This is a genomic window from Fructilactobacillus sp. X7R7C1 (assembly GCF_059901065.1).
On record NZ_JBWXVF010000004.1, the window covers coordinates 176,875 to 194,550 of the forward strand.

Genomic DNA, 17,676 nt, shown 5'->3' on the forward strand with positions numbered 1-17,676 from the left:
ATAGTCTATGGAAAACGTTGAAATTAAACGTGGCGATATTTTCTATGCAGACTTATCTCCAGTCGTTGGTTCTGAACAGGGTGGAATGCGACCAGTTTTGGTAGTCCAAAATAACGTTGGAAATCATTATAGTCCCACTGTGATTGTAGCCGCAATTACGGCTCGGATTACTAAGCCAAAGATGCCTACTCACGTGGGTATTACACCTCAGAATGCCGGAATTGAGAAGAGTTCGGTGATTCTGTTAGAACAAATTAGGACGATTGATAAGCAGCGTCTTAAAGATCATGTCACTCATTTAAGTAAAGATATCATGAGAAAAGTTGATGCTGGTCTTAGTTTAAGTCTAGGGCTCAGTCAGAGCACGCACGAAGTCTGATGATACATAAGATACAAAAAAGAACGTGGAATAATTCCACGTTCTTTTTTGTATCTAATTTTCTTCAATTGGAGTTTCTTTTGATTCTTGTTTTAGATCTTCAACTTCCGGAACTTTGAATCCCTTTCGTTCTAGAGCTGCAATGATGCGGTCCAGACGATCCTTAGTCACCTTAGACGGGAGGGTAAACATGGTTCGATAGACCGTTTTACCAGAACGATCAACTGAATCCAAGCTGATCACACTTGAAATGGCGGTATATCTAGTAATAATGTGAGCCATCTCTTCTAAGTCCCCACGTTCACCAGGTGAGACAACTGAAATCACGTAGCTACCAAATTTCACGTTCCATGATTGTGACAAGCTTTCCATCAATTTCGTGTGAGTTAAAATGCCATAAAAATTGTTGAACTCGTCAAGAACGGCAATGTATGGAAGATCCTTAATCGTAAAGAAGACCTTGAAAAAAGCTGAATTCAGGTTAACAAATTTAGTTTCGTTTCTAATCAGGGTCATAACCGAGTCGGACATCTTGCCGCCATCGGCTTCGTGTTTGTAGATGTGCATGCGATAAATGTTACCCTTGAAGGCTTTATGAGTGGCATCTAAAACGGGAATGCAACGAAAATGATTCTTTTCCATTAATTTTAATGCGGTGTCGAGATCAGTGTTTTCATCAACAGTAATCAGGTCACTTTTAGGTTTAACTAAAGATTGCAAAATCATGGCTAAGGCTCCTCACATAAGTAATTTCTAATTAATATTAACACAAAATAACTGGGAGCATAAAAAAACAGACATAAATGTCTGTTCTTTTTAAACTTATTTTTAAAGGTTGATGGTCTTCATACCCTTAGCAATGGTTTCTTTTAAAGTTTTAGCTGAAGCACTCATCTTGTCTTTTTCGTCATCACTTAATGGAACTTCAAGGACTTTGGCAACTCCTGAAGCATTAACAATGGCAGGAGTTCCAATGTAAATATCGGACAAACCGTATTCACCATTCATTGGGGCACCGATTGGTAAAACGGTGTTTTCGTCTCTTAAAATGGCCTTTGAAATTCTCATCAAAGCAGTTCCAACTCCGTAGAAAGTAGCACCCTTCTTGTTAATTATGTCGTAGGCCTTGTTTCTAGTTTCGTCTTCCATTTTCAATAAGTCGTCCTTGCTAACACCATTTTGTTTAGCAAATTCAACCAATGGAACGTTTCCGATTGAAGCTTCATCAATATCAGCAAATTCTGAATCACCGTGTTCACCCATAACGTAAGCATTAACGCTTTGTGGGTTAACGTTTAACTTCTTACCAACGGCAACTTGGAAACGTGAGGTATCAAGTGATGTACCTGAACCAAAGACACGGTTTTTAGGAAAGCCAGAAATCTTTTGGGTTGCGTAGGTTAAAATGTCAACGGGGTTAGCAGCAATTAAGAAGATTCCATCAAAACCAGAATCAACAACTGGCTTAACGATGGTAGTCAAAATCTTCAAGTTTTTGTTAACCAGGTCAAGTCTAGTTTCACCGGGCTTTTGTGGAGCTCCAGCAGTGATCACAACTAAATCAGCGTCTTTACAGTCACTGTAGTCACCAGAGTAGATCTTTTTTGGAGAAGTGAAAGGTTGGGCATCTTCAAGGTCCAATGCGTCTCCTTCAGTTCTGTTTTTGTCGATATCAACAACGACAAATTCTTCGGCGATCCCTTGTTGCATCATTGCGAATGCGTATGATGAACCAACGGCACCATCACCAACTAAAACAACTTTTTCGTGTTTTTCAGCCATAATATTTCTCCCTTTTGAAATTAGTTTGTTCACAAACCGATTATATCATGAACGAATTTATTTATACAGAACCATATTCTTAATGGTACGGGATCAGCTCAAATCGTTAATCTATTATGATACAATAAACATGATTAAGCCGAGTGAGTAATTATTCATTTCGGCCATTTTAGGTTAATTAGAAGTAAATGGGAGACAATAGCAATGAAAATGATTGTGGGATTAGGCAACGTTGGTGCTGAATTTGATGGTACCAGGCATAACACGGGGTTTATGGTGGTTGATAAGTTTGCTGATCAAAACCAGATTGCGATTAATAAACAAAAGATGGATGCCATGTATGGTACGGGAATAGTCAATGGTGAAAAGGTAATGGTAGTCAAACCAACGACGATGATGAATGATTCAGGGCGCGCAGTTCATCCGTTGATGCAATTTTTCAAATTAGATCTTGATGATTTAGTGATTGTTTACGATGACATGGATTTACCAGTGGGACGAATTCGGCTAAGAAACCACGGTTCGGCTGGTGGTCATAATGGAATCAAAAGTATTATTGCTCACCTTGGGACCGATCAGTTTAATCGGATTAAGATTGGGACTAGTCATCCCAAACGTGAAAGTGTTGTGAACTATGTCTTGAGTAAATTTAGTCTGGAACAACGGGCACCGTTTTTAGAAGCGGAGGATCATGCGGTTAAAGCATTAGACGAGTGGGTTTCTGGTACTCCCTTCAGTAAGTTAGAAAATCAGTTTAATTAATTCGTATAATTAATAAAAGAGGAGATGAGTTTTTGAAGCTAGATGAAACGTTAAAAGAAATGCCACAGTATGAAAAAATCAGTTCAAACCTTGCTCCTGATACCAAGCAACTGATCACTGGGACTAGTGGATCCGCTCGTACTCTATTATTAAAACAATTAATTAATGATAAGCAAAAACCTACGATATACGTAACCGATACGATGAACCATGCGGATCAAATTACCGAGTCCTTTAATGAAGTAATGGATTCAGATCAGGTCTTTGAGTTCCCGGCTGAAGAACTCGTCGCGGCAGAGATTGCAACCAGCTCTCCGCAGTATCGAGCTCAAAGAGTGCGGGCCCTAAACGCGCTTGAGTCAGGGAAACCAGTGGTGGTGATTGTTTCAACGGCTGGTCTTAAACGATATCTACCAGAGCCAGCTAGTTTTAATCAAGCCCAATTACACGTCAAGGTTGGAGACGACTTGGACCTTATCAAACTTCAACAACAGTTGGTTCAAATGGGTTACGAGAAGAAGAACATGGTTTCCGCCCCCGGTGAATTTGCTAATCGTGGGTCAATTTTGGATATCTACCCACTTAATTCGGACTATCCAATTCGGATTGATTTTTTTGATACGGAAGTGGATTCCATGCGTTATTTTGATGCTGCTACCCAACGAAGTGTGGCAAATATTGATGAGATTAGTGTGCTACCGGCTTCTGATTTTTTACCCAGCGAAAGCGATCGCAAGCATGGAATCAAGGAACTTTCCAAACGATTGAACCAAACCATCAAAGACGACGGCAGTGACGTTTTAGTTGATAACATTCAACAGGTGATTGACGGGCTCAAAGGCCAATCGATTGACCAAAAATGGAGTGAGTATAGTCAGTTTATTTTTGAAAAGGAAACCTCAATTTTAGATTATTTACCTGAAAATGGAATGGTAGTCTATGATGACTACAGTCGCATAAGGGATGCCAATAAGCAACTTGAAAGTGACGAACAGAACTGGCGTGATTCAGTTGAAGATAATCATGAACTGTTTTCTGACCAGAAACTGTCGCTTAATTTTAGAACGGTTACTAGCAGTGACCATCATGCGACCTTGTTATTTTCTTTGTTTCAAAAGGGACTAGGGCGAATGAAGCTTTCTGACATCATCGACATCAAGGTTCACCCAATGCAGCGTTTTTTTGGACAAATGCCGATGTTTAAAGCAGAAATGCAACGTTATCAAGCTGAGAAACGAACCGTGGTCATTGCCGTTAGTGATGAAAAACGAGTGGAAAAGGTTTCGTCAACGTTGAGTGATTTTGGTGTTGATGCCATTCAATCAACCACTGATAACATTATTAAGGGAAAAACTCAGATTGTTTCAGCTAACCTAAAAAATGGCTTTGATTTGCCGGCCGCTAACCTAGCGCTTGTTTCTGAATCAGATATGTTTAAGCGGGTGAATGAACAAGGGAAAAAGAAACGAGTTAGAAGACAGACCTTTTCTAATGCAGAGCGAATCAAAAGCTATACCGATTTAAAACCCGGTGACTACGTTGTTCACGTTAATCACGGAATTGGACGATACGATGGGATGAAGACCATGGAAGTCGATGGTAGGCATCAGGACTATATGACTTTGACCTATCAAAAGGGTGCCAAGATCTACGTTCCCGTTGACCAACTGAATTTGGTACAAAAATACGTTTCATCTGAGGACAAACATCCAAAGATTAATAAACTTGGTGGAACGGAATGGGCCAAGACCAAACGGTCAGTCGCTTCTAAGGTGGAAGACATTGCTGATGATCTGGTTGACTTGTACGCTAAACGGGAGGCCGAGTCGGGGTATGCCTTTCCGGTTGATGATCAATATCAGGCTGTGTTCGAGCAGGCGTTTCCATACACGGAGACACCCGATCAGCTGCGAAGTACTGATGAAATAAAGAAGGATATGGAAAGTCCTCATCCAATGGACCGTTTACTGGTTGGAGACGTGGGCTACGGAAAGACTGAGGTAGCCTTGAGAGCGGCCTTTAAAGCCGTTGAAGCCGGGAAACAGGTGGCTTTTCTAGTGCCGACAACGGTACTAGCTCAACAACATTATGAGACCATGGTTGAACGATTTAATGGTTTTCCGGTTAAAATCGGAGTTCTCTCGCGTTTTGACACGCCCAAACAGACCCGCCAAACCATTCAAGACCTAAGGGACGGAAAAATTGATATCGTGGTTGGCACCCACCGTTTGCTGTCTAAAGACGTGAAGTTCAATGACTTAGGTCTTTTAATCGTCGATGAGGAACAACGATTTGGGGTTAAACACAAAGAAAAAATCAAGGAATTGAGGTCGGATGTTGACGTGTTGACGCTAACTGCCACACCAATTCCACGGACTTTAAACATGTCAATGATGGGCGTTCGTGACCTATCAGTCATTGAAACGCCTCCGGCTAATCGCTATCCGATTCAAACCTACGTGATGGAACAAAATGAGGGTTCGATTGTGGACGGAATCAGACGGGAGATGCAACGCGGGGGACAGGTCTTTTATTTGCATAATCGGGTTAAAGATATTGATCAGACGGTCGACAAGTTGCAGACCCTTTTGCCTGATGCGCGGATTGCTTCCATCAACGGCCAGATGTCCGAAAATCAAATGGAAGGGATCCTGTACGACTTTGTTAACGGAGATTATGATGTGTTGGTTACGACGACCATCATCGAAACGGGAGTTGACATTCCTAATGCGAATACCCTGTTCGTTGAGGATGCGGATCGGATGGGACTCTCCCAGCTTTATCAGATTCGGGGAAGAATTGGTCGAAGTAATCGAGTAGGACAAGCTTACTTTATGTACCAGCCAAATAAAGTGTTGACCGAAGTTTCTGAGAATCGACTAGAAGCCATCAAGGATTTCACTGAATTGGGTTCAGGATTTAAGGTGGCTATGCGTGATCTTTCGATTCGTGGGGCTGGAAATGTGCTTGGAAAGCAGCAGCACGGTTTTATTAATTCAGTTGGTTATGATATGTATACTAAGATGTTGTCTGATGCTGTCTCCAAGAAGAAGGGCCAGCATCGCGTGGTTGAAAAGTCTGATTCAAAGGTTGAACTCGGGATTGAAGCTTATCTTCCGGCGACTTACATTGAGGATCAGCAACAAAAGATTGAATTATACAAGCGAATCCGACAGATGGATAGTGAGGAACAATTTACCGAACTGCAAAGTGATTTAATTGATCGGTTTGGTGAATATCCTGATGAAGTAGCTAATCTGCTTGAAATTGACCGCATTAAGATGCTTGCCGATTATGATCTGATTGATAAAATTCGCAAAGATCAAAATAATTTAACCGTTACCATGAGTAAGGTAGGAACCCAAAAATTCACTAGTAAGGAAATTTTGAAAGCCATTGCTGATACGGATTTTCGTTCCTCAGTGAAAGTGGTTAACGGGTGTTTTCAAATTAAGTTAGTTGTTCAACCAACGATGAAAGATGCCGATTGGTTGAAACAGCTTTATCAATTTGTCAAAAGCTTGAGTAAAATAAGATTGGATCAAGAAGAACATGAATCAAAAGACAAGTAAAAAGATTGTTAGTGGAACCTTGATCCTTTCGGTAGCTGCCATTATTTCAAAGGTACTAAGTGCCGTTTATCGGATTCCACTGGAAAATTTTGTTGGAAACGTTGGATTTTACATCTATCAGCAGGTTTATCCTATTTATGGGATTGGGGTTGCGTTTGCCTTGACCGGTCTTCCAGCGTTTGTTTCCAAGATGATTGTGGAACGGGAGACTGAAGGGGAGAAACAAACGTTGTTTTTCCAAATCATGGTGATCTTAATGATCATTTCGGTGATTATTTTTGGTGGATTACAGTTATTTTCATCAGAAATTGCTGCTTTAATGGGAGACTTTGAATTAAAACCCGTAATTCAAGCGGTAAGCTGGATGTTTTTGTTGATGCCCCTCTTAGCGGATGTGAGGGGGTACTTTCAATCTAGCATGCAGATGATTCCAACGGCGACTTCTCAAGTGGTAGAGCAGTTTGTGCGGGTTTCAATGATCATTGTGGTAGCCTATTTAGCAGCCGTCCAGCATTGGAACTTATATAAGATGGGGACGTTAGCAATGTTATCGGCTCCATTAGCAGCGATTTTTTCAGCACTTATCTTGGGATATTATGCACGTGACATACTTGCTCATTTTCACTTTCAAGATTTGAAATTTAACTACCTGAAATTAGCGAAGCAAATCATCTTACAGGGTGGTGTGCTTAGTGTTTTAGCTGCTCTAATGGTGTTAATGCAGTTGGTCGATTCATTTACGGTAAAAAATGGGTTGGTAGTAAGTGGTGTAAGTAATCTAATGGCTCAGACCCAAAAGGGGATTTATGATCGCGCTCAGCCCATTGTTCAACTAGGATTAGTGATTGGGACGGCCATTTCTTCAACCGTCTTGCCGCAGATGGCGTATTATCATCATGCTGGAAAAGAAAGGTCATTTAAGACCCTTGTAAACCACAGTATGCGCATTACACTGGTAGTGACGATGGCAGTTACCTTCGGACTGATTAGTATTATGCCTCAATTAAATCATCTCTTGTTTGGGAGTTATGATTTAGACATCACGCTTTCGGTATACTGTTTGAGTATCCTCTTCGCTACGATGGTGACAGCCCTTAACTCGGTTTTACAGAGTATTGATGACTTTAAAAGTACGGGGACCGCTATTTTGTTAGGTCTAATTTGTAAAATAATAATCACTAAGTGGTGCGTAATTCATTTCGGAATCATTGGTGCTTCATTATCAACTATCATTGCTCTGTTAATCGTGTTATTAGTTAACTGGTATACTAGTCCAAAGCGGGTTCATGAGCACATTTTTAGTTGGAAGTTCCTATTAGAGGTATCATTAATCAGTATGGTAATGGTGATTGTCGTTGTTTTAACTGAATTCGGATTGAACCACGTCCTTGGAGATACCAGTCGACTGGTGGATGTTATTAAATTAATGATTGTTATTCCGATTGGGGCATTCGTGTTTTTAGGAATGTGTCTGAAAGGAAAAGTTTTGACTGCTTCGGAGTTAGCGATGGTTCCAATTATGAAACGGTTTGTAGGAGATAAGCAAAAATGAGAATTGATAAATTTCTAAAAATTTCACGGATTATAAAACGTCGTCCAGTTGCCAAAAAGATTGCCGATCAAGGGCGAGTCTTTGTAAACGGCGAGCCAGCCAAATCATCGAGTAAGGTTTCGGTTGGCGATCAAATTCTGATTAAGTTTGGAAATAAAAATTTAACCGTAGAGGTGCTACAACTGTTAGATACCACCAAAAAGTCTGATTCAGACACGATGTATAAGACCATCAGGGAAACCTATGATCGTGACTATCGGGCTGAAAATGATGAATTAGAATAATTATTGTTGAATTAATATTATATTCTGGCTTTACATGTGGTACTATGTTCATATAAATTCGTGGAGGCATTCCTGATGAACAGAAATAACAACGTTGAATACTTGAATTCTGCTTCAAGGAAAAGTAAAGCAAACCAACATCAAAGAGATAATAAGAAGTTAAGTAAAAGAACCAAGCGACTGGTTGCTCTCGTGGCAATATTTGCCGTGGCTTTTTTGGCGCTCGGGTGGCAAATTGTTAGTGGAATGAATCAAATTCACGGTGTGAATGCCCAAATTACCAGAAAAAAACAGGATTACCAGGTTGAAAAACAAAAAGAAAAGAATCTTAATGAACAAATTAAGCTTTTAAATAACAAGAATTATCTTCAAGAATTGATGCGAGCTAAATATTATTATACAAAACCAGGCGAAACTGTTTACAGTTTCCCACAGAATAGTAAGATTGGTAATGAATAGAGGATTACTAGGATGTAATCTTCTTTTATTTTACTTTAAAGGATTATGTTATAATTAACACAACATTTATTAGGAGGAATGGCTTTTTTATGACAATTAAGGTTGGAGAGAAGGTCACTGGGAAAGTTTCAGGAATTACTAATTTTGGAGCTTTCATTGATCTAGGCGATCATAAGACTGGACTAGTTCATATCAGTGAGGTTTCTGATGGTTACGTAAAAGATATTCATGATATTCTGTCGGTTGGCGATGAAGTGACCGTTAAGGTTTTGAGCATTGGGGATGATGGTAAGATTGGCCTATCAATTCGCAAAGCTTCCGATCATCCAGAAAAAGAATCACATCAACATCATGGTGAACATAATCATGATGAGCATTCACACTACGGGCACTCAAATAACGGGAATCATGGACATCGCAGTGGCCGCGACAATCGTAATGGCCATAAGGGTAAGAATGAAAGCTTTGATGATTTGCTTTCAGACTTCATGAAAGAAAGCGAAAGTCGGATGTCCGTCATTAAGAAAAACACAGAAGGAAAACGCGGCGGTCGTGGTGGTCGTCGTAGTTAATGAACGAATAACTGGGCAGATTGCTCGGCTTTTTTGTTTTGGAGGTTAATTTGAATTTACGTAATCAAATTAATTCGTTGGTTAAGAAGAAACAATGGTGGAAAAAAGACGAAAATGTTGTGATTGGGGTCTCAACTGGAGTTGATTCCATGGCTTTGTTAGATTTACTCCAACACTTAAAAGATTTTAAACCTCATATTATTGTTGCTCATGTTAACCACCATTTACGAAAACAAAGTGAGGTTGAAGAACGGTTTCTGATTGATTACTGTAAGAAACACCACCTTGATTTGCGGGTTGGCAATTGGAATCACGACCAGATTAGGAGTGGGGTGGAGAATCAAGCCCGTAAGTTTCGCTATCATTTTTTTGCGGAAGTCATGAATGATTTTAATGCTTCAGTCTTGTTAACGGCTCATCAAGAAAATGATCAAGCCGAGACCATCCTTATGAAACTCATTCGCAGTGGGAATTTGTTTGAGGTTCAAGGAATTAAAGAGAGTCATCCCTTTAATGGAGGAACGATGGTTCGACCATTACTACAGTTTTCGAAAGAATCCATCCGTTTGTATGCTAAAGAACACTCATTAACGTGGTATGATGATAAAACTAACTTTGAAAATACGGTCCTCCGTAATCGGATTCGTAACCAGATTTTACCAGAATTAATTAAAGAAAATCCTAATGTTATCTCTCATTTTGCTAAGTTTGCTAGTAATTTGCAATCGGAACTCGACGGATCAAGTGGTTTCGCTCAAGCTGATCTTTTGAGACATGACTTAAAGATTAAAAGAGATTACGTAAGTGCCAAGTACGATACAACGTCAATTAATCAACTTTCCATTTTACTTCGCGCATTGTTAAAACAGTTGACGTCAACGGTTACTCTTTCTGATAATCAAATTACTGAAATTTTGACTTTAGTTAAAGATTTTGGAAAACCACAGGGAAAATTGCGAATTTCAAATGCTTATTTTTTTGAAAAAAGTTATAATAAAATCATGTTTTTTAAACAATCTCCTAACAATTACGATGATCACCGTGATGAAAGTTCGTTTGTGGTAGAATTAAACCAGTGGAACCGCAACGTTAATGGATTTAATTTTGGTATTTTTGATGAAAATCATGTTCCAAAGGGAAACTTTTGGCGTCGAAGTCATTTTGATTTGGCGGACTCCCAGTTTCCCTTGTCCAAAAGAGCCTTTAAACCGGATGATACCGTTGAACTCAAGAATGGCGGTCATCAGAGTTTAAGAAGATTGTTAATTAATCAGAAAGTTCCAAGTGCCAAGCGACGTCACGTGCAAGTACTGGTGGACAGTAAGGAGAGTGTGTTGGCCGTCATTGGTTATAAGGAAAGCAAGTGGTTGCCTAAGGGTGCAACTCACGGGTATGAACTTTTAATTACGCGAAAGGATATAACAAATGAATGACGATATTGAGCGGGTCTTATATAGTCAAAAAGACATTGCTTCTGCAGTAAAAAGGCTAGGGAAGCAGTTAAGTAATGATTATCGAGACAAAAAGCCACTAGTGGTTTGTGTGCTGACTGGGGCAGTGTTATTTATGAGCGATATTATTCGCCAGATGGACATATACCTAGATCTTGATTTTGTCGATGTTTCAAGCTATAAGGGTGGGACTGCTTCAACCGGAAAAGTTGAGCTCATCCGTGATCTTGATGGTGATGTTAGTGGCCGCGATATCATTTTTGTTGAAGATATTATTGATACAGGACGCACCCTTCAATTTCTTGAGGATTTGGTTTCAGCTCGAGGAGCTAATTCAATTAAAGTTTGTACCATTTTTGATAAACCTGAGGGAAGAGTTGTCCCTGCCAAGGCAGATTATGTGGGTTTTAACGTTCCAAATGAATTTATTGTCGGTTATGGACTTGATTACAAGGGTTTTTATCGTAACTTACCGTACATTGGAATTTTAAAACCTTCAATTTATTCGGCCTAAACGGTCGTCCATTTAAAGTAAAAGTGATAACATTCTATTTGTTATCTTTTCGAGAAATTAGATTGGGAGGCACAAATGAAAAATAATAAAAATGGGCTTTTTAAGAGTAGCCTATTTTATATCATCATCTTTGTGGTTGTCATGGGTGTGATTATGCTTGTCACTGGTGGTGGCAGCGGATCACAAAGCACTCAAACTCAGGGAATTCGTTCAAGTCAATTTACAAATGATTTGCAGACGAACAAGGTTAAAAACTTCTCTGTTCAACCTTCTGGCGGTGTATATAAAATAACTGGTCAGTACAAGAAGCCCCAAAATGTTAAGCAGAAAAATAACGGAATTCCGCTTAATTTTAGTAATGGAAAACTTACCAAGTCGAGCAACAATACTTACACTAAGGTAAATGGATTCACTACTAGCATTTTAAAGAATGACTCATCGGTTAGTCAGATTACCAAGTTAGCTAATAAGAATAAGGTGCCGATGAGTACTAAAGAAACACAATCGAATAGCTTTTGGTTAAACTTAGCAATATCAGTTCTACCATTATTAATCTTCATTTACTTGTTCTACATTATGATGAAGCAAGCTGGTGGAGCAGGTGGTGGCGCTGGTGGTGTCATGAAAGTCGGAAAGAGCCAGGCTAAACCAGTTAAGAGTAATGTTAAGTTTAGTGACGTTGCTGGTGAAGATGAAGAAAAACAAGAACTGGTCGAAGTTGTTGAATTTTTAAAGGATCCAAAGAAGTTTACTAAGCTGGGTGCCGTTATACCAAAAGGTGTCTTGCTTGAGGGACCTCCGGGTACTGGTAAGACGCTGTTAGCCAAGGCGGTTGCCGGTGAAGCAAACGTTCCATTCTACTCATTATCAGGGTCTGATTTCGTTGAGATGTTCGTTGGGGTTGGTGCGAGTCGTGTTAGAGACTTGTTTGCTCAAGCTAAGAAGAATTCACCGGCCATCATCTTTATTGATGAAATTGATGCCGTTGGACGAAAACGTGGATCCGGAATGGGGGGCGGTCACGATGAACGTGAACAAACCCTTAACCAGTTGTTGGTTGAAATGGATGGTTTTACTGGTAATGAAGGTGTTATTGTCATTGCCGCCACGAACCGTTCTGATGTTTTAGATCCAGCCTTAACTCGTCCGGGTCGTTTTGATCGGAAAATCTTAGTTGGTCAGCCTGATGTTCGTGGACGAGAAGCAATTTTGAAAGTTCATGCCAAAGACAAACCACTTGCTTCTGATGTTGACCTTCATGAAATTGCTAAACAGACTCCCGGATTTGTTGGTGCTGATTTAGCGAACTTGCTAAATGAAGCTGCCTTACTGGCCGCGAGAAATGGTGATAATGAGATTAATGCGGCTGATATGGATGAAGCTGAGGATCGTGTTATTGCTGGACCAGCTAAACGTAATAAGGTTATTAACGAACACGAACGTCAAATTGTGGCTAACCATGAAGCTGGTCATACCATCGTTGGTTTAGTATTAAATGACGCTCGAGTTGTTCATAAGGTTACCATTGTTCCAAGAGGTCGTGCTGGTGGATATGCCATCATGCTGCCTAAGGAAGACCAACAATTGATCTCAAAGAAGAACGCTCAAGAACAATTAGCTGGGTTAATGGGTGGTAGAACTGCTGAAGAAGTCGTTTTCCATTCTGAATCATCAGGTGCTTCAAATGACTTTGAGCAAGCCACTAATCTTGCTCGTGCCATGGTTACTCAATATGGAATGAGTGACAAGATTGGAACCGTGGAACTCGAAAGTCCTAACCAAGATCCATACGCTGCTCCTAAGTACTCACAGGAAACCGCAGCTAAGATTGATGATGAAGTGAAATACTTTATTGATGAAGCTCATAGTGAAGCTAAGGAGATTATTGAGGGTCATCGTGATCAGCACAAGGCAATTGCGGATGCGTTGCTTAAATACGAGACGTTGGATGAAAAGGAAATTTTGAGTCTCTACAAGACCGGTAAAATGCCTGAACATTCAACCAATAGTGATGAGTACCCTAGTGAAAATGAAACCTTTGAACAAGCTAAGAAAGCCATTGACGCTAAGGAGCACGAGCACGAAAAGAAACTTGAACAAGAAATTGATCATTCTGAAGAAAAACACGATGAAAATCATGATAGTAATTCAGATCACCAAGATTCTGATAATCAAGATCAATAAACGAAAAGAACGTTGGGATCAAAGCCCACGTTCTTTTTTAATCTAAGGAGGGAATAAAATGAATGATAAAAATGATGTATTAGTTAAGGCACTTACTAAAGATGGGATGTTTCGGGTTTACGGCTTAAACGCGACTGGAATTGTCAGTTATGTTCAAAAAATTCATGATACCTGGAGTACATCAACGGCAGCACTTGGAAGAACGATTGCTGCAACCTTGATGCTGTCGGCCTCAGTGTTAAAGGGAAAAGAAAGCATGACCGTTCGCTTAAATGGACGTGGTCCAGTCGGCGGAATGGTTATTGATGCTGATGCTAAGGGACACATTAAGGGATACATTCAGAATCCTCACGTTAACTTGCCACTCACAAAGGATGGGAAAGTTGATGTTTCTAAGGGTGTAGGAACGAATGGTTTTTTAGAAGTCGTTAAAAATCAGGGAACAAGTGAGCCTTACACTAGTGATGTTCCACTCGCAAGCGGTAAAATTGGTGATGATTTTACCTTTTATTTAGCAAAGTCAGAACAGATTCCATCAGCCGTTGGAGTTTCAGTTGACATTGACGGAGAAAACAACGTCCAAAGTGCCGGGGGATATTTGATTCAAGTCATGCCTGGTGCTTCTGACGAGGCAATTGATAAGTTGGAGCAGACTTTAAAGAATGCGCCCAGTATTTCGTCCATGTTAGAAAAGGATCCTAATCCTGATCACATTTTGGATGAGTTATTTGGTACGGATAATCTGGACGTTATTGATCATATGCCAGTCGAATTTGTCTGCAATTGTTCCAAAGAAAAATTTGCCAAAGACATTGCTGGAATTGGTAAGAAGGATCTGCAGCAATTGATTGATGAAGATCATGGGGCACAGGTTGTATGTAATTTTTGTGGTAAAAAGTATAACTTTTCGGAAGATGAATTGGTTGATTTACTGAATGAGAAGGATAAGTAGTATTAAAGAGCGTGCTGTCATACGGTTCGCTCTTTTTTGTACGGGTATGGTATTATATAAAATGTTTGGAAACAATTTAGATGAGGTGAAAAAATGGAGTGGAAAATTGGAAACGTAACGATTCCAAATCAATTAGTAGTAGCTCCAATGGCTGGAGTTACGAACTCAGCCTTTAGAATCATTTGTAAAAAGTTTGGTGCGGGATTAGTTGTCTGTGAAATGATTTCCGATCGTGGAATTATGTATAACAACAAAAAAACGTTAAGCATGGTTAACGTTGATCCTAATGAACATCCAATGAGTATTCAGATTTTTGGTGGAACCAAAGAAACTTTAGTGGAGGCTGCTAAGTTTATTGATCAGAAGACGGCTGCTGATATTATCGATATCAACATGGGTTGTCCCGTAAATAAGGTCGTTAAGACCGATGCCGGGGCTAAGTGGCTCCTTGATCCAGATAAGGTTTATGAAATGGTGTCATATGTAACTGCTGCCGTTAAAAAGCCAGTAACGGTTAAGATGCGAACTGGTTGGGATGAGGATCATGTTTATGCGGTGCAAAATGCGCTTGCTGCTGAGGCGGCTGGGGCTTCTGCTGTTGCGATGCACGGTCGAACTAGAAAACAAATGTATACCGGTCATGCTAACTGGGAGATTTTAAAAGAAGTTGCCGATGCATTGACGATTCCGTTCATTGGAAATGGTGACGTGACTACTCCACAACAGGCTAAACAAATGATTGATGAAGTAGGTTGTGATGCAGTAATGATGGGCCGTGCCGTTGAAGGAAATCCCTGGGTTTTGAGGCAAACTGAGCACTATCTAGCAACTGGCGAATTAATCCCGGAACCAAGTGTTGAGAAAAAAATCAACACTGCTAAGGAACATTTGCATGGGCTGGTTCGAATTAAGGGTGAATACGTTGGACCAAGACAATTCAGAGGTCAGGCAGCTTATTACTTGAAAGGAATTTCTCATTCGGCTCGAACCAAAGTGAAGTTAAACAATGCTGAATCTGAAGCAGAGATGGACCAGATCTTCGATGATTTTCTAGAAAAAGATGCGATGAGAAACGCACGGAAAAATGCATAATTACGATGCTTAACTATGTTATTATGAATGTAAGTTACTAGTTTGGGGGATTTGAATTGGCACAAGAGAAGAAAATGAATGACCAATTAAAAGTTCGTAGAGAAAAGATGCAAGAGCTACGAGATGAGGGAATTGATCCTTTTGGTCATGCCTTTAAGCCAACTTATTTGGCAAAAGATTTAGACAAAGAGTTTGATAAGTACGATAAGGAAGAATTAGAACAAAAAGATGTCAAGGCTACGATTGCTGGGCGAATGGTAGCTAAACGGGGCAAAGGTAAAGTTGGATTTGCCGATATCCTTGATCGTTCGGGTAAAATCCAGGTTTACGTTCGAAAAGACGTTGTTGGAGAAGAACAGTATCATATCTTTAAACGTGCTGACATCGGGGACTTTCTTGGCTTTACTGGTGAAGTAATTAAGACAGACATGGGGCAACTAACCGTTCGTGCGACATCCATTACTTTCCTATCAAAGGCACTTCGTCCACTTCCTGATAAGTATCACGGATTACAAAATAAAGAACAAAAGTATCGTCAGCGATACCTTGATTTAATCTCAAATCGTGATAGTTTTGAGCGTTTCCAGAAGCGGAGTAAAATTATTAAGGCAGTTCGAAACTTCTTGGATAATAAGATGGACTTTACTGAGGTTGAGACGCCAGTATTACACACTACTGCCGGTGGAGCATCCGCTCGTCCATTTATAACTCATCATAATGCTTTAAATATTGATTTATATTTGCGAATTGCACTGGAACTTCATTTGAAGCGTTTGATTGTAGGTGGCATGGGACGTGTCTACGAGATTGGCCGTGTGTTCAGAAATGAAGGGATGGATAAGGAACACAATCCTGAATTTACTGAACTTGAGACCTATGCTGCATACTTTGATTTTCATGATGTAATGGATGAAACCGAAGGAATTTTTAGGGCCGCTGCCAAAGCCGTTAGTGATGATGGTAAGGTTACGTATCAGGGTGAAGAAGTTGATTTGAACCAAGAATTCGATCGGATTCATATGGTTGATGCCGTGAAAAAATATACGGGAGTTGATTTTTGGCCTAAGATGTCGGATGATGACGCTAAGAAGTTGGCTGATAAACACGGTGTGCACTATGAATCATACTGGAAAGTTGGTCATATCATTAATGCTTTCTTTGAACAGTTCGTTCAACCAAAGCTAAAGAAGCCAACGTTTGTCTATGGTCATCCAATTGAAATTTCTCCTTTGGCAAAGAAAAATGCTGATGACCCAAGATTTACGGACCGTTTTGAATTATATATTCTTGGTAATGAATATGCTAATGCTTTTTCTGAATTAAATGATCCAATTGATCAGCGTCAACGTTTTGAAGCTCAAGCTAAGGAACGTGAAGAGGGGAATGATGAAGCTCAGGGTATCGATGAAGACTTTATCGAAGCACTTGAGTACGGCATGCCTCCTACAGGTGGATTAGGAATTGGAATTGATCGTTTGGTAATGCTTTTAACTGACGCACCATCCATTCGTGATGTTCTCTTGTTCCCAACTATGAGACCAGAAGATAATTCTGATAATCCACAGGATGAATATAATAAAAAATAGATTTGTTTGATAGAAAAAGAGATGATTTTAATCATCTCTTTTTATTTGTACAAAAATGATTTGAAACATTGTTAGAGTAGCTTTTGTAAAGATTGATCACTTGTACGATTACGTTCATTTATTAGATGGAAAATAAAAATTGAAAAAAGTTTGACCTTTTTTGACCAAAAGTGTTGACAAAGTAATTGGGCGCATGTATAGTAGTAAATGCTCAGTGAGAGAGGAAAATAGTTTGATGGTAATTAATGAAGTCACTGATTATGAACTAAGTTAATTATCATAAATATTGTTCTTGCACTGAAATGCAAAATACTGTATTATATTTGATGTTGCAGTGATGTTTTTGCCGATTGCTAACAAATAAATTTAAAATAATTGAGTTTATCTGTTGACATTTAAAACGCAACGTAGTATAGTTAAATATGTTGCGTTAAGGAAGAATCAAGCAGCAACAATCAAGAGTAGATCTTTGAAAACTGAACAAGATTTTGATTACAAGTGTAAGGTAATTTTAAGTTGTAGAACTTAAAATTAA

15 protein-coding genes are annotated in these 17,676 nt (G+C 39.6%); 13 read left to right on the forward strand and 2 right to left on the reverse strand.

Features of this window, described 5'->3' with window-relative positions:
- The first annotated feature begins 7 nt into the window (after nt 1-7).
- The gene (locus AC6UDC_RS06800) at nt 8-379 is read left to right on the forward strand and encodes a type II toxin-antitoxin system PemK/MazF family toxin (protein ID WP_010022835.1); all 372 of its coding nucleotides are present in this window, start codon (nt 8-10) and stop codon (nt 377-379) included.
- A gap of 54 nt (nt 380-433) precedes the next feature.
- Here the strand turns inward: AC6UDC_RS06800 and cbpA are convergent, their stop codons facing one another.
- Nucleotides 434-1,105: a cyclic di-AMP binding protein CbpA gene (gene cbpA / locus AC6UDC_RS06805; RefSeq protein ID WP_500693979.1), complete on the reverse strand. Its 672-nt coding sequence runs from the start codon at nt 1,103-1,105 to the stop codon at nt 434-436.
- Between the two features lie 102 nt (nt 1,106-1,207).
- Nucleotides 1,208-2,161, reverse strand: coding sequence for an L-lactate dehydrogenase (locus AC6UDC_RS06810; protein WP_500693978.1), 954 nt, complete (start codon nt 2,159-2,161; stop codon nt 1,208-1,210).
- Nucleotides 2,162-2,365: 204 nt separating this feature from the next.
- Here AC6UDC_RS06810 and pth point away from each other — a divergent pair, with 204 nt between their 5' ends.
- The 12 genes from pth to lysS all read left to right on the forward strand — a co-directional run bounded on the left by pth (nt 2,366) and on the right by lysS (nt 17,141).
- A complete protein-coding gene (pth, locus tag AC6UDC_RS06815; RefSeq protein ID WP_500696915.1) occupies nt 2,366-2,923 on the forward strand; it encodes an aminoacyl-tRNA hydrolase in 558 nt (185 codons plus the stop codon).
- Between the two features lie 32 nt (nt 2,924-2,955).
- Nucleotides 2,956-6,495: a transcription-repair coupling factor gene (gene mfd / locus AC6UDC_RS06820; RefSeq protein WP_500707467.1), complete on the forward strand. Its 3,540-nt coding sequence runs from the start codon at nt 2,956-2,958 to the stop codon at nt 6,493-6,495.
- On the forward strand, nt 6,476-8,047 hold the full coding sequence (locus AC6UDC_RS06825; protein WP_500707468.1) for a putative polysaccharide biosynthesis protein: 1,572 nt from the start codon (nt 6,476-6,478) through the stop codon (nt 8,045-8,047). Before mfd ends, AC6UDC_RS06825 begins: the two co-directional genes overlap by 20 nt.
- The gene (locus AC6UDC_RS06830; RefSeq protein WP_500707469.1) at nt 8,044-8,331 is read left to right on the forward strand and encodes an RNA-binding S4 domain-containing protein; all 288 of its coding nucleotides are present in this window, start codon (nt 8,044-8,046) and stop codon (nt 8,329-8,331) included. The genes AC6UDC_RS06825 and AC6UDC_RS06830 overlap by 4 nt, the downstream gene beginning before the upstream one ends.
- 75 nt (nt 8,332-8,406) lie before the next feature.
- On the forward strand, nt 8,407-8,790 hold the full coding sequence (locus AC6UDC_RS06835; protein ID WP_500699654.1) for an FtsB family cell division protein: 384 nt from the start codon (nt 8,407-8,409) through the stop codon (nt 8,788-8,790).
- Between the two features lie 89 nt (nt 8,791-8,879).
- Nucleotides 8,880-9,362 (forward strand): S1 domain-containing RNA-binding protein, encoded by a 483-nt coding sequence (locus tag AC6UDC_RS06840; protein ID WP_500693972.1) that lies wholly within the window; start codon nt 8,880-8,882, stop codon nt 9,360-9,362.
- 50 nt (nt 9,363-9,412) lie between these two features.
- Nucleotides 9,413-10,795 (forward strand): tRNA lysidine(34) synthetase TilS, encoded by a 1,383-nt coding sequence (gene tilS, locus AC6UDC_RS06845; RefSeq protein ID WP_500707470.1) that lies wholly within the window; start codon nt 9,413-9,415, stop codon nt 10,793-10,795.
- Entirely contained in the window at nt 10,788-11,327 is a 540-nt protein-coding gene (gene hpt, locus AC6UDC_RS06850) for a hypoxanthine phosphoribosyltransferase (RefSeq protein WP_500707471.1), read from the forward strand. Before tilS ends, hpt begins: the two co-directional genes overlap by 8 nt.
- Nucleotides 11,328-11,402: 75 nt before the next feature.
- Nucleotides 11,403-13,511 carry an ATP-dependent zinc metalloprotease FtsH gene (gene ftsH, locus AC6UDC_RS06855; protein WP_500711335.1) on the forward strand — a complete coding sequence of 703 codons (2,109 nt, stop codon included), beginning with the start codon at nt 11,403-11,405 and terminating at the stop codon, nt 13,509-13,511.
- A 58-nt stretch (nt 13,512-13,569) separates the two neighbouring features.
- On the forward strand, nt 13,570-14,463 hold the full coding sequence (gene hslO, locus AC6UDC_RS06860; RefSeq protein WP_500693968.1) for an Hsp33 family molecular chaperone HslO: 894 nt from the start codon (nt 13,570-13,572) through the stop codon (nt 14,461-14,463).
- Between the two features lie 93 nt (nt 14,464-14,556).
- Nucleotides 14,557-15,555, forward strand: coding sequence for a tRNA dihydrouridine synthase DusB (gene dusB, locus AC6UDC_RS06865; protein ID WP_500707473.1), 999 nt, complete (start codon nt 14,557-14,559; stop codon nt 15,553-15,555).
- 56 nt (nt 15,556-15,611) lie between these two features.
- Nucleotides 15,612-17,141: a lysine--tRNA ligase gene (lysS, locus tag AC6UDC_RS06870; protein ID WP_500707474.1), complete on the forward strand. Its 1,530-nt coding sequence runs from the start codon at nt 15,612-15,614 to the stop codon at nt 17,139-17,141.
- Nucleotides 17,142-17,676 lie beyond the last annotated feature (535 nt).

What these genes read in the sequence shown, in the direction of transcription:
- dusB (WP_500707473.1), top strand. Translation starts at nt 14,557, where the DNA reads ATGGAGTGGAAAATTGGAAACGTAACGATTCCAAATCAATTAGTAGTA.
- AC6UDC_RS06840 (WP_500693972.1), top strand. Translation starts at nt 8,880, where the DNA reads ATGACAATTAAGGTTGGAGAGAAGGTCACTGGGAAAGTTTCAGGAATT.
- cbpA (WP_500693979.1), bottom strand. Translation starts at nt 1,105, where the DNA reads ATGATTTTGCAATCTTTAGTTAAACCTAAAAGTGACCTGATTACTGTT.
- AC6UDC_RS06830 (WP_500707469.1), top strand. Translation starts at nt 8,044, where the DNA reads ATGAGAATTGATAAATTTCTAAAAATTTCACGGATTATAAAACGTCGT.
- AC6UDC_RS06810 (WP_500693978.1), bottom strand. Translation starts at nt 2,161, where the DNA reads ATGGCTGAAAAACACGAAAAAGTTGTTTTAGTTGGTGATGGTGCCGTT.
- AC6UDC_RS06835 (WP_500699654.1), top strand. Translation starts at nt 8,407, where the DNA reads ATGAACAGAAATAACAACGTTGAATACTTGAATTCTGCTTCAAGGAAA.
- ftsH (WP_500711335.1), top strand. Translation starts at nt 11,403, where the DNA reads ATGAAAAATAATAAAAATGGGCTTTTTAAGAGTAGCCTATTTTATATC.
- AC6UDC_RS06825 (WP_500707468.1), top strand. Translation starts at nt 6,476, where the DNA reads ATGAATCAAAAGACAAGTAAAAAGATTGTTAGTGGAACCTTGATCCTT.
- pth (WP_500696915.1), top strand. Translation starts at nt 2,366, where the DNA reads ATGAAAATGATTGTGGGATTAGGCAACGTTGGTGCTGAATTTGATGGT.
- hpt (WP_500707471.1), top strand. Translation starts at nt 10,788, where the DNA reads ATGAATGACGATATTGAGCGGGTCTTATATAGTCAAAAAGACATTGCT.
- AC6UDC_RS06800 (WP_010022835.1), top strand. Translation starts at nt 8, where the DNA reads ATGGAAAACGTTGAAATTAAACGTGGCGATATTTTCTATGCAGACTTA.
- hslO (WP_500693968.1), top strand. Translation starts at nt 13,570, where the DNA reads ATGAATGATAAAAATGATGTATTAGTTAAGGCACTTACTAAAGATGGG.